Genomic DNA, 18,200 nt, shown 5'->3' on the forward strand with positions numbered 1-18,200 from the left:
GGAATGGCAAAGTTAATGAATCCTAAGCCGACAGCTCCAACCAGCAATCAAAATAAATCAAATGAACAAGAAATCGACTTACTGGCTCTATTTGGAGCACTACTCGACCGTAAGTATTTTATTGTTTTATTTACGGCTGTATTTGCAATAATTGGGGTCGCAGTAGCCTTATTTAGTACGCCTATTTACAAGGCAACAGCCCTAATACAAGTTGAAGAAAGTAGCCCTTCAGTTCCTGGTTTAGATGACATGGCTGGCATGTTTGAGAGTTCAAGCGAAGCTGTAACCGAAATTGAACTATTAAAGTCGCGCAGCGTTATTGGTGAAGCCGTTGATTCGTTAAAGCTTAATATAGTAGCCGAACCAAAGTTATTCCCTGTTATTGGAGGGCGTTTTTTTAGGGGGTTTGTAGCCGAAAAAGAAAATGAAATAGCGAAACCAATGTTAGGCGCCAGTAGCTATGCTTGGGGCGGCGAAGCAATTAATGTATTTAGATTTGTAGTACCAACAGCGTTTGAAGATAAAGAATTTGAATTAGTTGTAAATAAAAATGCGCAGTATGAGTTAATTAACCCTGATGGAGAAACTGTACTAACGGGTAAAGTGGGTCAGGATGAAAGCAGTGGATATTATGAACTTACAGTACGCAGTTTAAATGCACGCCCTGGTACAACATTTACTTTAATTAAGAATAACCGTTATCGAACAGTAATCGATTTGCAGCAAGAAATATCTGCCAGTGAAAAAGGTAAAGACTCAGGTATTATTACTTTGGCGTACGAACATAAAAGTTCTACTCATGCAGCAAAAGTACTCGATAAAGTTGCTGATATTTATGTGCGCCGTAATGTAGAGCGTAACAGCGCCGAGGCTAAAAAATCTCTCGACTTTTTAGAAGTACAGCTCCCTGAGGTTAAAAAACAATTAGAAGCCTCAGAACAGCGTTTTAATGATTACCAAAAACAACGAAAGTCTGTAAATATAACTCTAGAAACTCAAGCGGTGCTTGAGCAGATTGTAGAACTAGACACAACACTGCAAGAACTTGATTTGAAACGCTTAGAATTAAGTCGCAAATTTAAGCGTGAACATCCAGCATATCAAGGTGTTATTAAGCAAGTTGAATCTATTGAAACCGAAAAAAAATTACTTACTTCTAAAATAAGCAATCTACCCGAAACACAGCAAGAGTTACTTCGTTTAACGCGCGATGTTGAAGTGGGTAACGAAATTTACATGTTACTACTTAGTAAAACGCAAGAGCTTGATATTGTGCGTGCTGGTACTGTAGGTAATGTGCGAGTTGTAGATATAGCCGCGGTTGATACGACTGAACCAGTGAAACCTAAAAAGGCGCTTATAGCTATAGTGGCAACACTACTTGGTGGGTTTTTAGCTGTAGCAATTGTATTGATTCAAAAAGCTATGCATAAAGGCGTAGAAGACCCAGTAGAGATAGAAACGCTTGGAATACCTGTTTACGCAAGTGTGCCGCACTCAGATTTTCAAGATAAACTAGCAGGCTTTACAGGAAGAACTAAAAAAAATAAAGTGGGCAAACCTAAATCAATACTTGCGCTCGACAACCCTGCCGATTTAGCAATTGAGGCACTACGAAGCCTGCGTACGAGCTTACACTTTGCGATGATGGAATCTAGAAATAATATTATTGCAATATCGGGCCCAAGCCCAGGTGTAGGTAAGTCATTTATATCGGTTAATTTAGCCGCGGTGTTGGCTCAAAGTGGTAAAAAAGTACTTATTATTGATGCCGATATGCGTAAAGGTTACTTGCAAACGCAGTTCGGTTTAAAGTGGGAGGACGGCTTAAGTGACTATCTGTCGGGCCGTTTAAATTTAGAGCAAGTAACTAAACCCACTAAGGTTGAAGGCTTAAGCGTTATTACCCGTGGGCAAATACCACCAAACCCATCTGAATTATTAATGCATTCAAACTTTAGCAAATTAATTGAAGAGATAAATGCCGCTTATGGTATAGTAATTATTGATACTCCGCCAATACTCGCTGTAACAGACCCCGCAATAGTAAGCGCCCATACGGGCACCACATTACTTGTGGCGCGTTTTGGGCAAAACCACTTGCGTGAAATAGAGCTTACTCGAAATCGCTTTGAGCAAAACGGTATAGATGTAAAAGGGTTAGTGTTTAATGGTGTGGTTAAAAAAGCCAGTAATGCCTACGGTTACTATGGCTATTACAACTACGAATATAAATCAGATAAATAAAAGGACACCGATGAAAATTCTTGATTGCACATTGCGAGATGGCGGATATTACAATAATTGGGATTTTGATGCAGAACTGGTGCAAAGCTATTTAAATGCTGTATCTGGAAGTGGAATCAAATATGTAGAACTTGGTTTAAGAAATTTTCCAAAGAGTGGTTTTCTGGGGCCATTTGCATATAGTTCTGAAAGCTATTTACAATCACTTAACCTACCGAGCGGTGTAACATACGGTGTAATGGTAGATGCAAAAACAATTCTTACAAGTTCGCTTAGTATTGAACATGCTGTTGATGCACTGTTTTGTGAAGAGAGTGAAAGCTGTGTAAGTTTAGTAAGAATTGCAGCACACTTTTATGAAGTTGAAGACTCGAAAAAAATTGCGCAATGTTTAAAAGCTAAAGGCTATATTGTTGGCTATAACCTAATGCAAGCTGGAGGCAAGCCCGATTTAGAATTAGAGCAGAAGGCCAAAGAGATCAATTCATGGAATTGTGTTGATTCGCTTTATTTTGCTGACTCGCTTGGGAATATGGACTCTGAAGAGGTTACACGTATAGTTAATGCGCTTCGTAAATATTGGCATGGTGAAATGGGAATACACACACATGATAATATGGGCAGAGGGCTTGATAATAGCCTTACCGCATTAAATTTGGGCGTTACTTGGTTAGATGCAACTATTACCGGTATGGGTAGAGGAGCAGGTAATACGCAAACTGAGAATTTAATGGCAATTTTAGCTGATAAGTATACTTACCTCAATCCAACAGCTATTTATGAACTCGTTATTCGTTACTTTGAATCAATGCAAAAAGATTACGGGTGGGGGAGTAATTTATTATACTTCTTGGGTGCTCAAAAAAATGTTCATCCAACTTATATCCAAAACTTATTGTCTAATAGTCATCTAGGCAAAGATGAAGTTGTTGGAGCTCTACAGTATTTATTAGAGCAAAATGGAACAAGTAAGTATGATGGGGCGGTATTAGAAGCCGCCTTAAATTTAAATACGAGTACTGAAGTGATTTCTGGGGATAACGTAAGCAATATTTTCAAAAATAAGGAAGTACTAATACTTACTAACGCAGAATCAGTTAAAAAACACAAAAAAGCAATTGAGCTTTACATAGACAAGAAAAAACCAATCGTTATTTCTTTAAATGTAAATAAAATCATAAATGATAAAGTGATTGATTATATTGCTATTACTCATAATTTTAAGTTTCTATCAGAAAAATCTGATTATCCTAGTTTGACTAAGCCGATAGTTTATCCAGCGCATCGTTTTTCGCCAGAAGACTTTAAACTAATACCTGCAAATAATAATATACGTTATGGCTTAGATGTAGCGAAAGGTGTTTTTAATGTTAAAGAAAGTTCATGTGTAATCCCTAATGAATTAACAATAGCGTATGCTTTGTCATTTGCGCTGGCAGGCGGTGCAACGGATATTACTCTTGCAGGTGTAGATGGATATGATTCAAATGATTCTAGACAACTTGAAATGATAGAGTTTTTCGAACTGCTTAAAGAGCAAGTTATTGAACGGTTAAATATTTTCTCTATTACACCTACAACGTACCCAGTAAATAAGGGAAGCGTGTATGCGTATATTTGATCAGTATGATCTTATTATTTTTGACTGTGATGGCGTGCTATTAGATTCTAATAATATGAAAGTGGAGGCTATGAGTAATTCGCTTACACTTTCAAAAATTTTTTCCAGTCAACAAGTTGAAACCTTAACCTCTCAGTTTAAAAACAACTTTGGTAAAAGTCGATATTATCATGTTGATAACTTTGTAGCCCCATTGCTACTAGATATAGAAAAAAAAACAGATTTAAAAAATTTTTTACTCAATTGTTATACTGAACAAGTTGGCTCTCTGTATTTAGCAGTACCTGAAGCTGCTGGTATTAAAGCGCTCTTAAAAGAGTGTTGTACTTCAAAAGTAATGTACGTAGCCTCGGGTTCAGAACAAGAGCAGTTAAGAGCCACTTTAAAACAAAGAGGTTTTTCTGAATTTTTTAAAGATATTTTAGGTAGCCCTGTAAGCAAAGCCGATAATATTAAAACAATACTAAATGATGTTAAATACAACAAAGCCGTTATGGTCGGTGATGCTGTTGCAGATTATGAAGCGGCTATAGAAAATGATATTGATTTTGTGTTTTACTCCCCTCTTTCCAATGTAAAACAGGTTATGCTTGAGCTAAGTAAGCAAAATGATTTTCAAGTAATTGATAACTACGAGTGAGCATTATGTCTTTAAAGTATGCGGTACTAATACCTGCTAGATATGAGTCTAGCCGATTTCCAGGAAAGCCACTTGCTGATATTAATGGCAAACCAATGATCCAACATGTTTGGGATAAATGTGTTGCAGCTGTGGGCAGCGAGCTAGTATATGTAGCTACCGACGATGATAGAATAGCCAAAGTTGTAAAGGACTTTGGAGGACAATATATTATGACCTCATCTAATTGCTTAACGGGAACCGACCGCCTTGCTGAGGCAAATGAGTCATTACAATTAGATTTTATAATAAATGTTCAAGGCGATGAGCCCATGTTAGAGCCAACCGATATTATAAAAGTGAGGGATGCTTTTATAAAAAATCCGGCTCAAATAGTTAATGCTTATACAAAAATATCTGATAATGAAGATCCATACTCCACAACTTTGCCTAAGGTTGTTACTAGTAAAAGTGGTAACTTACTTTATATGAGCCGTGCTGCCATACCAATGAGTAAATATGGGGAAGGTAAAAATAATTTTAAGCAAGTATGTATTTATGCCTTTTCAAAAGAACATCTTGAGTTTTTTAGCTTAAATCCAGCTAAAACAAAAATAGAAGATGTGGAAGATATTGAAATATTGAGGTTTTTAGAAAATGATATTTCAGTAAAAATGATAGAAGTAGATAATGTAGGAATTGCTGTGGACACGCCTGCGGACTTGGAAAAAGTTATTTTTTATATGAATAGCAATGAAAAATAATGTATTACCAGGGGTATTAGATTTAGCTGCAAAAGGGGTTGTTTTTTTATTTGGTATTCTATTAGCTAGAAATTTAGGTGCTGACGAATTCGGATTGTGGTCTATAGCTAGTGCGGTACTAGTATATTGTTTTTTATTTATAGATTTTTCATCTTTGCAAGTAGGAATTAAAAAAACGATTGACGCCGTAAATACATCCTCAGTTTTTTCTGAGATTATATTTTTAAAAAGTATAGGTGTTTTTGCTTGTTTTAGCTTAATACTAGCTCTTTATTTATTTCAAGTTATTGATATAAATTTGTCTGTAGGGTTGTTTTTCAGCTCTTTGATATATTTTTTAAACTTTGAGTTTTATTACCGCTCAAAATTTAAAATCACTTTTGCAGCGTTACAAAATTTTATTGCTGCCATGATACCGTTGTTTGTTTTTTATTTTTTTTATAGTGAAAGTAACTCAACAGTCGATATTATTTACCTAAGGGCAATAAGTTGTTTTTTTGTTTTTATTTTTTTTGGGTTTGTTTTTTTTAATAAAAATAAGATTAGTTATAAGTTTGACTATGCTAACTTTGATTTAAAGCCTTATATACATGTTTTAATCGGTGCTTTTTTAGCTAGGTTATATTTTAATTCAGACGTGCTAATTATTCAGTCTGTTTTAACAATGGCTGATGTTGGTTTGTATTCTGCTATAGCAACTTTTTACGTTATATTTATTACGTTTAGAGGGGTCGCTATTAATACAATTTATCCAAAATTATGCGTTGCTTATAAAAAAGGTGATTACAGAGCGTTAGTTTATAAATATACCGCCTGTTTTTCATTGGCTATATTACCTGTTTTGTTTGCATTTTATTTTTTTTCGGAAGCTATCATTGAAATTGTTTTCGGATCTGAATATATAACTAAAGACACTATTACTGTTTTTAATGTTTACTTAATTATAGCTTCTCTGTTAACGATTGGTTTTTTACTACCCAATACATTGCATATACAAGGCAAGGCAAAACCTTTCATGTTTATTACTGGTTTAGCTGCTTTTTTTAATATTACCTTTAATTTTTTTTACTTAGATAAGCTAGGTATCGTTGCCGCTGCTTATTCAACATTAATTGCTGAATTTATTGTTATATCATACAGTTATTATTTCTTTAAAAGAGTACATTCATGATTGTTTTTAGTGTGGCATCAGTGTGGCATGCGCTTGTAGCAAAATCTATTTCTGAGGCTGAGGGTTACAAAAATGCTATATATATTTTAGAACCTGCCAGTCAAAGCGTTTACGAAAGGGTTTCATTAATTGTTGGTGAGCAAAATTTATTTTATTTAGGTGAGAAAAAGTCAGGTTTAAAATCTGGTATTGAGGTTTTGAAGCTTAAGCTTAATCCTCCAATAAACCCACTTGAAATAGAGCAACTATATTATTTTTGTCCTTGGAGTCCGTATCAACGAGTCTTTTGCCATTTTTCTAAAAATGCAATAATAATTAGAGTTGAAGATGGTATAAGAGATTATCTCGATATCCCTTTCGATTTACATGATAAAAGTTTGCTCAATCGCAGTGTTAAGACGCTGTTAGGGCTTAGCTCTTTTTATGAGCCTGATTCCAGTAAGTATTTTTTGAATGATAATGCTCTGTTCTTTTTTCCTGAACTGCTTTCCGAAGATTTTATTAAAATAAACTCACTTCAACGATATAGTCGTGCTTTAGTTGGGGTCCTAATGGGGATGGGTCTAACAGCAGAAGCATCGAAATATTTAGATGAATTAAACAAGAACGAGAAAACGTTGTTATTTATAGGTCAGAGTTTGTGTGAAGATAAGTCTCTGTCTATTGAGGATGAATGTGAAATTTATGGATCTTATATAAACCAGAAGCTCTTATCAGGTAATAATGTGGTATTTAAACCTCACCCTAGAACTTCAAAAGATAAGAAAAAACTATTGCTAGAAAAAATAATTCTTTCGGATAAAGGGAAATTTCTTTATATAGAGACAAATGATATGGTTGAGCAATTGCTCGTGAATTATAAATTTAATGAAGTTGTTGGGTTGTGGAGTATACCCGTTTTATATAGTTCATTTCTTTTTGGTGTTAAGGCAAAAAGTTTGATGGCTTTAGCCTCAAATTACGCTAGTGACGCGCACATAAGCAAAATCCATACATCATTACTAAATAAGTTTAGTATTGATTACTATGATCCTCTTTAAGGAGCTTTTTTGAGAGTATATAACTTATTATATGTAATAATACTATTACTTATATCTTCCTCATACTTTGGTTTTCTTAGCTTGTTAGGGTTTGATGAACATGTACAGAAAGGTGGCTGGACCGTTCAGTTTTTTTTGTTTTTAACTTTTTTCAGTATTAGTTTTTGTGTAATTAAAAAAAATCATTATTTTCATATAATAAAATATAAATATGTTGTTTTTTTTATTGTTGCACTTTTTTTCGTTTTTAGAGATTTTTATATAATAGAGGATAAGCTTTATCTCTTAAAAAACTATATTAGTGCTGCTCTCTATTTGTCTTTTGCTTTTTTAATCTTAAAAAAAAGTATGGATGAACGATTTATAGTTTTTAAATATTCATATTTTATCAACTTATTTGTCCAATTATTGTTTCTTATTTTTTTTCGAGATGTTGCATTTCATTTAGATGATGAACACTTAGGTAGGTTTAAGGGAAGTTTTTCTCACAAAAATGCATTGGCATCAATTCTAATGTGTCAGTTTTTTTTGTACACTTTGCATTTTTATCTGGTTAAGGAAACACAAAGAAATAAAATTTTAAAAGTTGAGTTTATAGTGTCAACTATATTGCTTCTATTTTTTGTTTTTCTTTCAGAATCGATAACTGTACTTATTTGTTTGTTACTTTTTATCGCTATAATACCTTTACCATTAAAGGTTTTTAATCGAAAGGTTGTTTTTACCTTGTGTTTAGTTTTACCTTTCATTGTTTTTGTTTTATCTAGTTCATTTAGTTACTATATTGATATTTTTGGGCGGGATTTAACTTTTACTGGACGTATAGTTATTTGGCCATTGGTAATTGATGCTGTAAATGAAAAATTATTACTTGGTCACGGGTATATGTGGTTTTGGAATGGAGGTGATATTCATAATTACACATCTTTGGATTGGATTATTGAGTTTGGAAACGCCCATAATTTTTTCCTAGAAGTAGCCCTTTCTTATGGTTTTTTTGGCTTGATAGCACTACTAATTATATTAATCACAAAGTTTGAGAGTGATAATTTTTATAATAAATTTTATATCACTTTTCTCGTTATATTCATAACATATGGTTTTTTTGAATCAGCCTTTTTTTATGTAAATAACTTTCAGCTTTTTCTTTTGTTTTTTGTTTTTCTATCAAATAAGCGCAATTTGTTCAGATGACTATATGATTGCAGTATTTGAATTTTTATACCGTTATTGATTAATTTATGTTTTTGTTAAGGATTGAAATGCCTGAAAAAAAGAATGTTCTTTTTGACTTAAGTGCCATAGGTAATAATAAAACAGGCATTGAATTTTATTCATTATCTTTATTGGATGCCCTAATTGACGACCTAACCGAAAATTTTGAGGTGATATTGCTTGCTAGTGACCAAAGTGTAATAAGGAATTACAAAAAAAAGGGCGGTGTTAAGGTTTTAAAAACGACAAGTAATAAGCTTTTGGCAAATTTATTTATCGTCCCTTATTATATTTTAAAGTTAAAACCCAATATTGCTTTTTTTAGTGTTTTTCCTCCTTTTATATACTTTCCGCTATTTAAATTATTTAGGAAAACTAAGTATATAAGAATAGTATATGATGCTGTTTTATGGCGTTATCCTGAAACACTTTCTTTAAAAAACAAATGTTACTACAAGCCATTTGAAACATTAGGAATGCGGTTCTACGACGAAATATTGACTATAAGTGATTTTTCTAAACGTGATATAAGCAGTTTTTTTCATAAATCGAGTAGTAAAATAACTAACATAGGTACTGCGTTTGTTGAGCGTAAGCAGGTTTGTGTTAGCAGTGATACAGGAAGTACTACACCATATTTTTTGTTTGTTGGTACTGTTGATAAACGAAAAAATATAAACGTAGTGCTGAATGCAATCGCATTAGCTAAAAAAGAAGGCCTAGAGTTTAAGCTTTATATTGCTGGAAGAGCGGCTTGGGGTAGCCAAGAGTTAAACAGTAAAATAGAAGAGTTAGCGATTCATAATAATGTTAAGTTACTAGGCTATGTTGATGATATACTTATGCAAGAGTTATATTCTAATGCAACTGGGTTTTTATTCCCTTCAATTTATGAAGGTTTTGGTATGCCGGTGGTAGAGGCTATGTCAGCAGGTTGCCCTGTAATTGCGTCTAATAATAGTGCTATTCCTGAGGCTGCAGGTGGCGCCGCTATTCTCGTTAATGACTACTTATCGCCTGAAAGCTGGTTAATAGAAATGAAGCGCTGCACTAATTTAAGTACCAATGAGCGGCAGGAAATTGTTAAATATGGCGCTAGACGGGTTGAGGAGCTTTCGTGGTCGAGAGTTGCTGAAAAAGCTTTACGAGTTATAGAGAGATTATGAAAAATATTAAGCAGAGTAAATTATTTGGTTATGACTTTATACATGCAGCCAGTCCTGAAGCTGGTATTGAGTATATATTTGATTTCTCTACAGAGGCTAACAAGTACCCTGTAATTTCTACATTAAATGTAGACCAGATTGTTAAATTTGAAAAAAATGATGTTTTAAAAACGTTCATTAAAAAGTCACAACTTACTTTTGCTGATGGGCAGCCCTTAGTTTGGGTAAGCAATTTTACAGCAACTAAACTTCCTGCGAGAATTACGGGAAGTGATTTATTCCCTTTATTTTGGAAAAAAGCCAAAGAGGTAAACGCAACAGTTCTTTGTGTTGTACCTAATGAGCAGGTCGCTGCACAATTAAAAAAAGATAACAATGCAGTGGAATGTTGGGTTGCTCCTTTTGTTGATTATAGTAATGACGCTGTTGTGGGTGAGATAATTGATGGTCTCAAGTTACAGTTTGAATTGGACTCCTTTGATTTTATTGTCGTAGGAATTGGTTTACCTAATAGAGAGCTATTAACTAAAGCGCTTGTTGAACGAGGTTTTGTTAATTCAAAATATTTGCTTTTTGGCGCTGCATTTGAATTCTATTTGGGTATTAAAAAAAGGGCCCCCCAAGTATGGACATCTTTTGGGTGTGAGTGGTTATATCGTTTTTTACAAGAGCCAAGTCGGCTTTTTAGAAGATATTTTATAGAGAGTTGGCCATTTTTATGGTTATCAATTAAAGAAATAAAAAGGAAATAATATGAAGACGGCAGTTATTACAGGTATTACTGGACAAGATGGTGCATACCTTGCTGAGCTACTATTAGACAAAGGCTACAGAGTTATTGGTACATATAGAAGAACTGCTTCCGTTAACTTTTGGCGTATTGAAGAGTTGGGTATTCAAAACTGTCCTAATCTTGAATTAGTTGAATACGATTTAACTGATCTCTCTTCTAGCATACGCTTAATTCAAAACTCAAAGCCAGACGAAGTTTATAATTTAGCTGCCCAAAGTTTTGTAGGTGTATCATTTGATCAGCCTTTAGCAACTGCGGATATTACGGGGTTAGGTCCCGTGAATTTACTAGAGGCAATTCGAATTGTAGATTCTAAAATTAAATTTTATCAGGCTTCTACTTCTGAAATGTTCGGAAAAGTACAAGAAATTCCGCAAAAAGAAAGCACGCCATTTTATCCACGTAGCCCTTATGGTGTGGCTAAGCTTTACGCACATTGGATGGTTATAAATTACCGTGAATCGTACGATATTTTTGCTACAAGTGGTATTTTATTTAACCATGAATCACCTTTGCGCGGGCAAGAGTTTGTTACTCGGAAAATAACGGATACTGTTGCAAAAATAAAGCTTGGCAAGTTAGACGTTTTAGAGTTGGGTAATATTGATGCAAAACGCGATTGGGGTTTTGCAAAAGATTATGTTGAAGGTATGTGGAGAATGCTGCAGGCAGATAAGCCTGAGACTTACGTTTTAGCGACAAACAGAACAGAAACTGTAAGAGATTTTGTTACTATGGCATTTAAAGCTGTTGATATCGAATTATGTTGGAGTGGTAAAGCGGAAGATGAAGTAGCAACTGATGCTAAAACTGGACAGGTTCTTGTTAAAATTAATCCTAAATTTTATAGACCAGCCGAGGTTGAGCTTTTAATCGGTAATCCAGAGAAGGCGCATAAAGAGCTTGGTTGGGAACCACATACAACCTTAGAGCAGCTATGTAAAATGATGGTTGATGCAGATATTAAAAGAAACGAAATTGGTTTTTCTTTTTAGGTTGTTTTATGAAACATGTTTTAGTTACCGGTGGTAAAGGTTTTACTGGAAAATATGTTGTTTCTGAGCTTGAAAAAAAGGGATACAAGGTATCCCTTTTGGTAAAAGAGGCAACTGAAAAAAATGAATACGCTTGTGATATAACTGATTTAGCGTCACTTAAATATATAGTGTGTGAGTTGAATCCAGAGTTTGTAATTCATTTAGCTGCAATATCATTTGTTGGACACAGCGATTCCAAAGCTTTTTATGATGTTAATCTATTTGGCACTGAAAACTTGCTTTTAGCATGTAAAGAGCTCAATAACTTAAATAAGCTAATTGTTGCCAGTAGTGCAAATGTATATGGTGAACAAGGTTCTGCAGCGATACGCGAAGATGCAATGCCAGAGCCGCGAAATCATTACGCTATTAGTAAACTTGCAATGGAAGGGGTGTGCAAAACCTTTTTTAACGAGCTTCCTATTATTATTACCAGGCCGTTTAATTACATTGGTAAAGGCCAAGATGAAAATTTTTTAGTTCCTAAAATAGTTAGTCATTTCAAGGAAAAAAAACCAAGTATAGAACTTGGGAATATTGAAATTGCAAGAGATTTTAGCGATGTTAATGATATTGCTCGGTATTATGTTGCTCTTTTGGAAAGTGATATTGAAGGCGAAGTGGTTAATTTATGTTCCAATAATGCATGCAGCTTATTGGATATAATTAAAGATCTCTCGATTCAAACTCACCATACATTAAAAGTCACTGTAAACGAAAAGTTTGTTAGAGAGAACGATATTAAATTTTTATTGGGCGATAGAGGTAAGTTAGATAAAATTATCGGTAACTATGAAACGATAAGCATCTCTGAAACCTTAAAAAGTATGTTGTAATAAGGAAATAAAATGATTTTACCTGTAGTTATGGCTGGTGGTTCTGGTACGCGTTTATGGCCTCTTTCACGTAGCAATTACCCAAAACAGTTTTTAACACTGAGTGGTGACAAAACGATGCTTCAAAATACTCTAAACCGTTTAAACGGTTTAGAGCATAGTCCAGCTATGCTTATTTGTAATGAAGAGCATCGTTTTATAGCTGCAGAACAAGTACGCCAGTTAGGTATAGAGCATAGTGGTATATTTTTAGAACCAGTAGGACGTAATACAGCTCCTGCAATTGCACTTGCTGCGCTTAAAGCAATTGAACAGGGTGAAGACCCGTTGTTGTTAGTATTAGCTGCTGACCACGTAATAGAAAACACATTGGCATTTCAGAAAAGTGTAACTCAAGCAACTGATTTGGCAAAACAAGGTAAGCTTGTAACGTTTGGTATAATAGGTAATAAACCCGAAACAGGCTACGGCTATATTAAGTGTGGCGAGCAATATCAAAGTGGCTTTGTAGTAGAGCGTTTTGTAGAAAAACCAGATTTAGAAACTGCACAAAAATATATTGCCGATGGGGGTTATTACTGGAATAGCGGTATGTTTTTATTTAAAGCCAGTCGTTATTTGCATGAGCTTAAATTACATCGCCCTGACATTTATGATGCTTGCCAAAAAGCTATTGCTATTCAAAACAGTGATATGGACTTTATTCGTGTTGATAAAGAGGCATTTGAAGTATGCCCTGATGAGTCTGTAGATTACGCCGTAATGGAACACACCCAAGATGCGGTTGTTGTGCCTATGGATGCAGGTTGGAGTGACGTAGGTGGTTTTGCTGCGTTGTGGGAAGTATCAACTAAAGATGAAAACGGTAATGCATTTAAAGGTGACGTTAAAGCCGTTGATACAAAAAACACTTTAGTTATGGGTGAAGATAAATTAGTAGCTACAGTAGGTGTTGAAAATTTAGTTATAGTAAACACTAAAGATGCCTTATTAGTTGCTCATAAAGATAAATCACAACATGTAAAGTCAATTGTACAACAGTTAAAAAATGAGCAGCGTCCAGAAGCCATAATACATAGAGAAGTTTACCGTCCTTGGGGCAAATACGACTCAGTAGACAGTGGTAAACGTTTTCAGGTTAAACGTATAACGGTAAAGCCTGGCGCTAAGTTAAGTGTACAAATGCATCATCATCGCGCAGAGCATTGGATTGTAGTTTCGGGTACTGCTAAAGTTCAAATTGACGACACAGAGCAATTTGTTACTGAAAATGAGTCTGTTTATATTCCTATTACAGCAGTTCATGCACTTGAAAATCCAGGTAAAGTTGATTTAGAACTTATTGAAGTTCAGTCAGGCTCGTACTTAGGAGAAGACGACATAGTACGTTTTGAAGACCGCTATGGGCGTGTTAAATAAAGTCTCATTCAACTATACCAATATGCTCTAGGCTACACAGATTAAATAGTTAAATTTATTCTGTGTAGCCTAGAGCATATTGCCTATGTGACTTCCCTGCTAAAAGCATAAAAAATAGAATAATTCGGAAAAACAATGAATAAATTGATTAGCTCCAAGGTAATAGTTCAAAGTGGCATTGCATTTGGTACAAGTGGTGCGCGTGGATTAGTAACCGACTTTACTCCTAATGTATGTGCTGCGTTCGCAGTTGCATTTATAAAATCAATCGATAAAGAATTTAGTTTTAACACTGTTGCACTGGCTATCGATAATCGCCCTAGTAGTTATGCAATAGCACAAGCGTGTACTGCAGGTTTAAAACAACTTGGTTTAAGTGTTGTTTATTACGGTGTAATACCTACTCCTGCACTTGCATATAAAGCAATGCAAGACGGTATGCCAAGCATTATGATCACAGGCAGCCATATACCGTTTGACCGTAATGGGCTTAAGTTTTACCGCCCGGATGGTGAAATTACTAAAGCCGATGAGCAAGCAATTATTACCAATACCGCAGAGCTAAATGCTATTGAGGATTTAGCAGATCTCACATTAAATAAAGCTGCTGAAACTGTATATATTGAACGTTACGCAACATTGTTTGATCAAAATGCATTAGCTGGCAAAAAAATAGGTATTTACGAACATTCGAGTGCAGGGCGCGATATTTATAAAAATCTATTTGAGCGATTAGGTGCTGAAGTAGTAAGTATTGGCCGTAGTGATGAGTTTGTCCCTATAGATACTGAAGCTGTATCTGATGAAGATAAACAAAAAGCGATTAGCTGGTCAAAAAAGCATAAGTTTGATGCTATATTTTCTACCGATGGTGATGGCGACCGCCCATTAATTTCTGATGAAAACGGCCAATGGTTACGCGGTGATATTTTAGGCTTGTTATGCAGTCAACTATTAAATATTGAAGCTTTAGCTATACCTGTAAGTTGTAATACTGCAATTGAAGAATCAGGCAAGTTTAAAAAAGTTATACGTACAAAAATAGGCTCACCTTATGTTATTGCTGAATTTGCTAAGTTAAGCCGTGAATATAAGAGTATTGCTGGTTTTGAAGCAAATGGTGGTTATTTACTTGGTACAGATATACAAATAAACAATATGCTTTTAAAAGCACTACCCACACGTGATGCCTTATTACCTGTGTTTGTTTTGCTTATGCAAAAACAAAAAATAACAGAACTTTTAACTGCATTACCTATGCGTTTTACTGCGAGTGATAGATTGCAAAACTTTGCTCGAGAGAAAAGTTTAGAGTTGATCAACAAGTTAAAAAATGATGCTAGCCATTTCTTAAGCTGTTTAGGCTATGAAGAGGGTTACTCATTAAATACAACAGATGGCCTGCGTATTACTCTGGATTGTGACGATGTTGTACACCTTAGGCCTTCTGGTAATGCGCCAGAGCTGCGCTGTTATGCTGAAAGTAGCAGCGAACAATTAGCGGATAAACTTGTAGTGGATGCATTAAAGTTTGTAAGTCATAGTTAGCTTTTTATTTGGCCTTAAGCGAAGAATTAGTAGTAATTTAAGTGTATTAGGTTATTCTTGAATTGCATTTTTAACAACAATAATAATTGAGATTATATGCAAATGCATAAAGGAATTTTGCAAAGTAATGCAACCATAGTTGCTTTTATTCAGCGGGTACTCGACATTGTAATAATTGTAGCTACCTTATGGGTAAGCACATATCTGCATAACATACCTTGGTTGTTACAGCATACAACTGCGGCTTTACTTGCTGTTTTTTTGTTTCATTTTACAAGCGAACTCGATAAGCTTTATATATCGTGGCGTGGTTTATCACTTTATAAAGAGCTTAAAAAAACAATATCTCATTGGTTTATAAGTGCTGCCGTATTATTTCTAAGCGTTAACTTTATAGCCCCTGAATACTTAAACCCTACAGGATTACAGCTAGCGTGGTTTACATTAGCGACAGTATTGTTAGGTACTTACAGGATATTTTTACGTTTTTTATTAAGGTTGTTGCGTGCACAGGGTTACAATACTCGTAATGTGGTAGTTGTAGGGGCTGGTGTATTAGGTCAAAAACTTGCAAATAATATTATTGAACATACTAGTTTTGGGTTGGTTTTTAGTGGTTATTATGACGATGAAACGCCTAATCAAAAAGTTGTGGCTGCACAAACCTTGGGCGATCTTGAGCAGTTGGTTGCTGATTGTAAAAATGGTGGAATTGACCGAGTTTATATAGTACTACCCCCACAAGCATATGAGCGCCGTAAATGGTTAGTTAAAGAACTTGCTGATAGCACTGCAAGTGTATATATAGTACCTGATGTATTTACTTACCAACTATTGCACTCACGCAGTGATACTATTATGGGCATACCCACTATAAGTATTTATGATTCTCCTATAGATGGCAGTAATGCCATAATTAAGCGTATAGAAGATGTAATATTGTCAGTATTAATACTTGCTATAATTTCACCTGTATTAATTGGGCTTGCGATTGCTGTTAAAGTTACCTCTAAAGGGCCTGTGTTTTTTAAACAAAATCGTTATGGTATTGATGGTAAACCTATTAAAGTTTGGAAGTTTCGTTCGATGAATGTAATGGAAGATGGGGCTAAAGTAACCCAAGCCACTAAAAATGATAGTCGTTTTACTCCAATAGGGCAGTTTATTCGTAAAACAAGCCTTGATGAACTCCCACAATTTTTGAATGTATTGCAAGGGCAGATGTCGATAGTCGGCCCTCGACCTCATGCCGTAGCTCATAATGAAGAATATCGCAGCTTGGTCAACGGTTATATGCTTCGTCATAAAGTAAAACCAGGTATTACAGGGTGGGCGCAAATAAATGGCTGGCGCGGTGAAACCGATACGCTGGATAAAATGGAAAAACGAATTGAATTCGATCTTGAATACATTCAAAATTGGTCGCTTGTCTTAGACTTAAAAATAGTGTTTTTGACTATCTTTAAAGGTTTTATAAATAAAAATGCCTACTGATAATTATTAGGAGCTAGCACCCTAGCCACTAATAACTAATTCCTACTTATCTGAGTTTATTGCATCTATTCAGTTTATATATAACTAACGTTTGGTACGCTATTGTCAAATATAGATTTAATTATTTACAATAAAGGACTACCTATGAAAGCTGTAATTCCTGTTGCCGGCCTAGGCACTCGCATGTTGCCCATGACTAAAGCAATTCCTAAAGAAATGCTACCAATTGTTGATAAACCTCTGATTCAATATATTGTTAGTGAATGTGTAGCCGCAGGTATTAGGGATATAGTGTTAGTTACACACAGCTCAAAAAATGCGATTGAAAATCACTTTGATACAAGCTACGAGCTAGAAGCCACCCTCGAAAAGCGCGTTAAACGCGCACTGCTTGACGAAATCCGCTCAATTTGCCCAACAGACGTAACGGTTATGAGTGTACGCCAAGGTGAGGCTAAAGGGCTAGGGCATGCAATTTTATGTGCAAAGCCAATTGTAGGTAATAACGATTTTGTTGTGCTACTCCCTGATGTAATACTTGATGCCTACACGGCGAATCAAAAAACTGAAAACTTAGCCGCGATGATTAAGCGCTTTAACGAAACTCAAGCAAGCCAGATTATGCTAGAACCTGTGGCACAGGAAGATGTAAGCAAGTATGGTATTGCTGATATTAATGGTGTTCAATTAGCCTCAGGTGAAAGCGAAAAAATTAAAGCCATGGTTGAAAAGCCAGCAACGGATGCAGCCCCTTCAAACCTTGCGGTAGTTGGGCGTTATGTATTAAGTAAAAATATTTGGCCTTTACTTGCTAAAGCGCATGCAGGTGCTGGTGGCGAAATACAACTTACCGATGCGATTGATGCGTTAATTATGCAAGAAACGGTAGAAGCATTTCATATGAGTGGCCGTTCACACGACTGTGGCGACAAGTTAGGTTATTTAAAAGCGATTGTTGAGTACGGTATGCGTGACGCAAAGCTAGGAAAAGAGTTTGCTCAGCATTTAAATATGCTTATGAACGCAGTAGATGCATCAAAAGTTGATAATGTGGTGAATTTTAAACGCTAACAACGAACCGCCGACTTCGATCTGTTTGAGCTTAAATCTGATAGAAAGTAGGGTTTTGCACCTCGTTTCTAAACATTAAAGCTTAAATGATATGAGTTATGAGCGCGAAGTAAATTCGCACCTACGGTTTGATGTATGTTGTAGGTGAGGTTTTACACC

General features: G+C 35.2%; 15 protein-coding genes. All 15 read left to right on the top strand.

From position 1 onward, the window contains the following. The first annotated feature begins 15 nt into the window (after positions 1-15). The 15 genes from AC0VZ4_RS02700 to galU all read left to right on the top strand — a co-directional run bounded on the left by AC0VZ4_RS02700 (position 16) and on the right by galU (position 18,041). Positions 16-2,247, top strand: coding sequence for a polysaccharide biosynthesis tyrosine autokinase (locus AC0VZ4_RS02700; protein WP_475440830.1), 2,232 nt, complete (start codon positions 16-18; stop codon positions 2,245-2,247). 10 nt (positions 2,248-2,257) lie between these two features. Next, on the top strand, positions 2,258-3,868 hold the full coding sequence (locus AC0VZ4_RS02705) for an aldolase catalytic domain-containing protein (protein WP_475440831.1): 1,611 nt from the start codon (positions 2,258-2,260) through the stop codon (positions 3,866-3,868). Continuing rightward, positions 3,855-4,508: an HAD family hydrolase gene (locus AC0VZ4_RS02710; RefSeq protein ID WP_475440832.1), complete on the top strand. Its 654-nt coding sequence runs from the start codon at positions 3,855-3,857 to the stop codon at positions 4,506-4,508. Before AC0VZ4_RS02705 ends, AC0VZ4_RS02710 begins: the two co-directional genes overlap by 14 nt. A gap of 5 nt (positions 4,509-4,513) precedes the next feature. Further along, a complete protein-coding gene (gene kdsB / locus AC0VZ4_RS02715) occupies positions 4,514-5,251 on the top strand; it encodes a 3-deoxy-manno-octulosonate cytidylyltransferase (protein WP_475440833.1) in 738 nt (245 codons plus the stop codon). Then, positions 5,241-6,422 (top strand): oligosaccharide flippase family protein, encoded by a 1,182-nt coding sequence (locus AC0VZ4_RS02720; protein ID WP_475440834.1) that lies wholly within the window; start codon positions 5,241-5,243, stop codon positions 6,420-6,422. The genes kdsB and AC0VZ4_RS02720 overlap by 11 nt, the downstream gene beginning before the upstream one ends. Beyond that, the gene (locus AC0VZ4_RS02725) at positions 6,419-7,462 is read left to right on the top strand and encodes a polysialyltransferase family glycosyltransferase (protein WP_475440835.1); all 1,044 of its coding nucleotides are present in this window, start codon (positions 6,419-6,421) and stop codon (positions 7,460-7,462) included. Before AC0VZ4_RS02720 ends, AC0VZ4_RS02725 begins: the two co-directional genes overlap by 4 nt. A 9-nt stretch (positions 7,463-7,471) precedes the next feature. Continuing rightward, positions 7,472-8,656 (top strand): O-antigen ligase family protein, encoded by a 1,185-nt coding sequence (locus tag AC0VZ4_RS02730; RefSeq protein ID WP_475440836.1) that lies wholly within the window; start codon positions 7,472-7,474, stop codon positions 8,654-8,656. A 68-nt stretch (positions 8,657-8,724) separates the two neighbouring features. Further along, a complete protein-coding gene (locus AC0VZ4_RS02735) occupies positions 8,725-9,843 on the top strand; it encodes a glycosyltransferase family 4 protein (protein ID WP_475440837.1) in 1,119 nt (372 codons plus the stop codon). After that, on the top strand, positions 9,840-10,595 hold the full coding sequence (locus tag AC0VZ4_RS02740) for a WecB/TagA/CpsF family glycosyltransferase (protein ID WP_475440838.1): 756 nt from the start codon (positions 9,840-9,842) through the stop codon (positions 10,593-10,595). The genes AC0VZ4_RS02735 and AC0VZ4_RS02740 overlap by 4 nt, the downstream gene beginning before the upstream one ends. A 1-nt stretch (position 10,596) precedes the next feature. After that, the gene (gmd, locus tag AC0VZ4_RS02745; RefSeq protein WP_475440839.1) at positions 10,597-11,631 is read left to right on the top strand and encodes a GDP-mannose 4,6-dehydratase; all 1,035 of its coding nucleotides are present in this window, start codon (positions 10,597-10,599) and stop codon (positions 11,629-11,631) included. Between the two features lie 8 nt (positions 11,632-11,639). Continuing rightward, positions 11,640-12,509 (top strand): GDP-mannose 4,6-dehydratase, encoded by an 870-nt coding sequence (locus AC0VZ4_RS02750; protein WP_475440840.1) that lies wholly within the window; start codon positions 11,640-11,642, stop codon positions 12,507-12,509. Between the two features lie 12 nt (positions 12,510-12,521). Next, a complete protein-coding gene (locus AC0VZ4_RS02755) occupies positions 12,522-13,928 on the top strand; it encodes a mannose-1-phosphate guanylyltransferase/mannose-6-phosphate isomerase (protein WP_475440841.1) in 1,407 nt (468 codons plus the stop codon). 135 nt (positions 13,929-14,063) lie between these two features. After that, a complete protein-coding gene (locus AC0VZ4_RS02760) occupies positions 14,064-15,476 on the top strand; it encodes a phosphomannomutase (RefSeq protein ID WP_475440842.1) in 1,413 nt (470 codons plus the stop codon). 96 nt (positions 15,477-15,572) lie between these two features. After that, positions 15,573-16,970, top strand: a complete 1,398-nt coding sequence (locus tag AC0VZ4_RS02765) for an undecaprenyl-phosphate glucose phosphotransferase (protein ID WP_475440843.1) — start codon at positions 15,573-15,575, stop codon at positions 16,968-16,970. Between the two features lie 144 nt (positions 16,971-17,114). Beyond that, positions 17,115-18,041 carry a UTP--glucose-1-phosphate uridylyltransferase GalU gene (galU, locus tag AC0VZ4_RS02770; protein ID WP_475440844.1) on the top strand — a complete coding sequence of 309 codons (927 nt, stop codon included), beginning with the start codon at positions 17,115-17,117 and terminating at the stop codon, positions 18,039-18,041. Positions 18,042-18,200 lie beyond the last annotated feature (159 nt).

Source organism: Pseudoalteromonas sp. QJM3NY_22, from assembly GCF_056173065.1.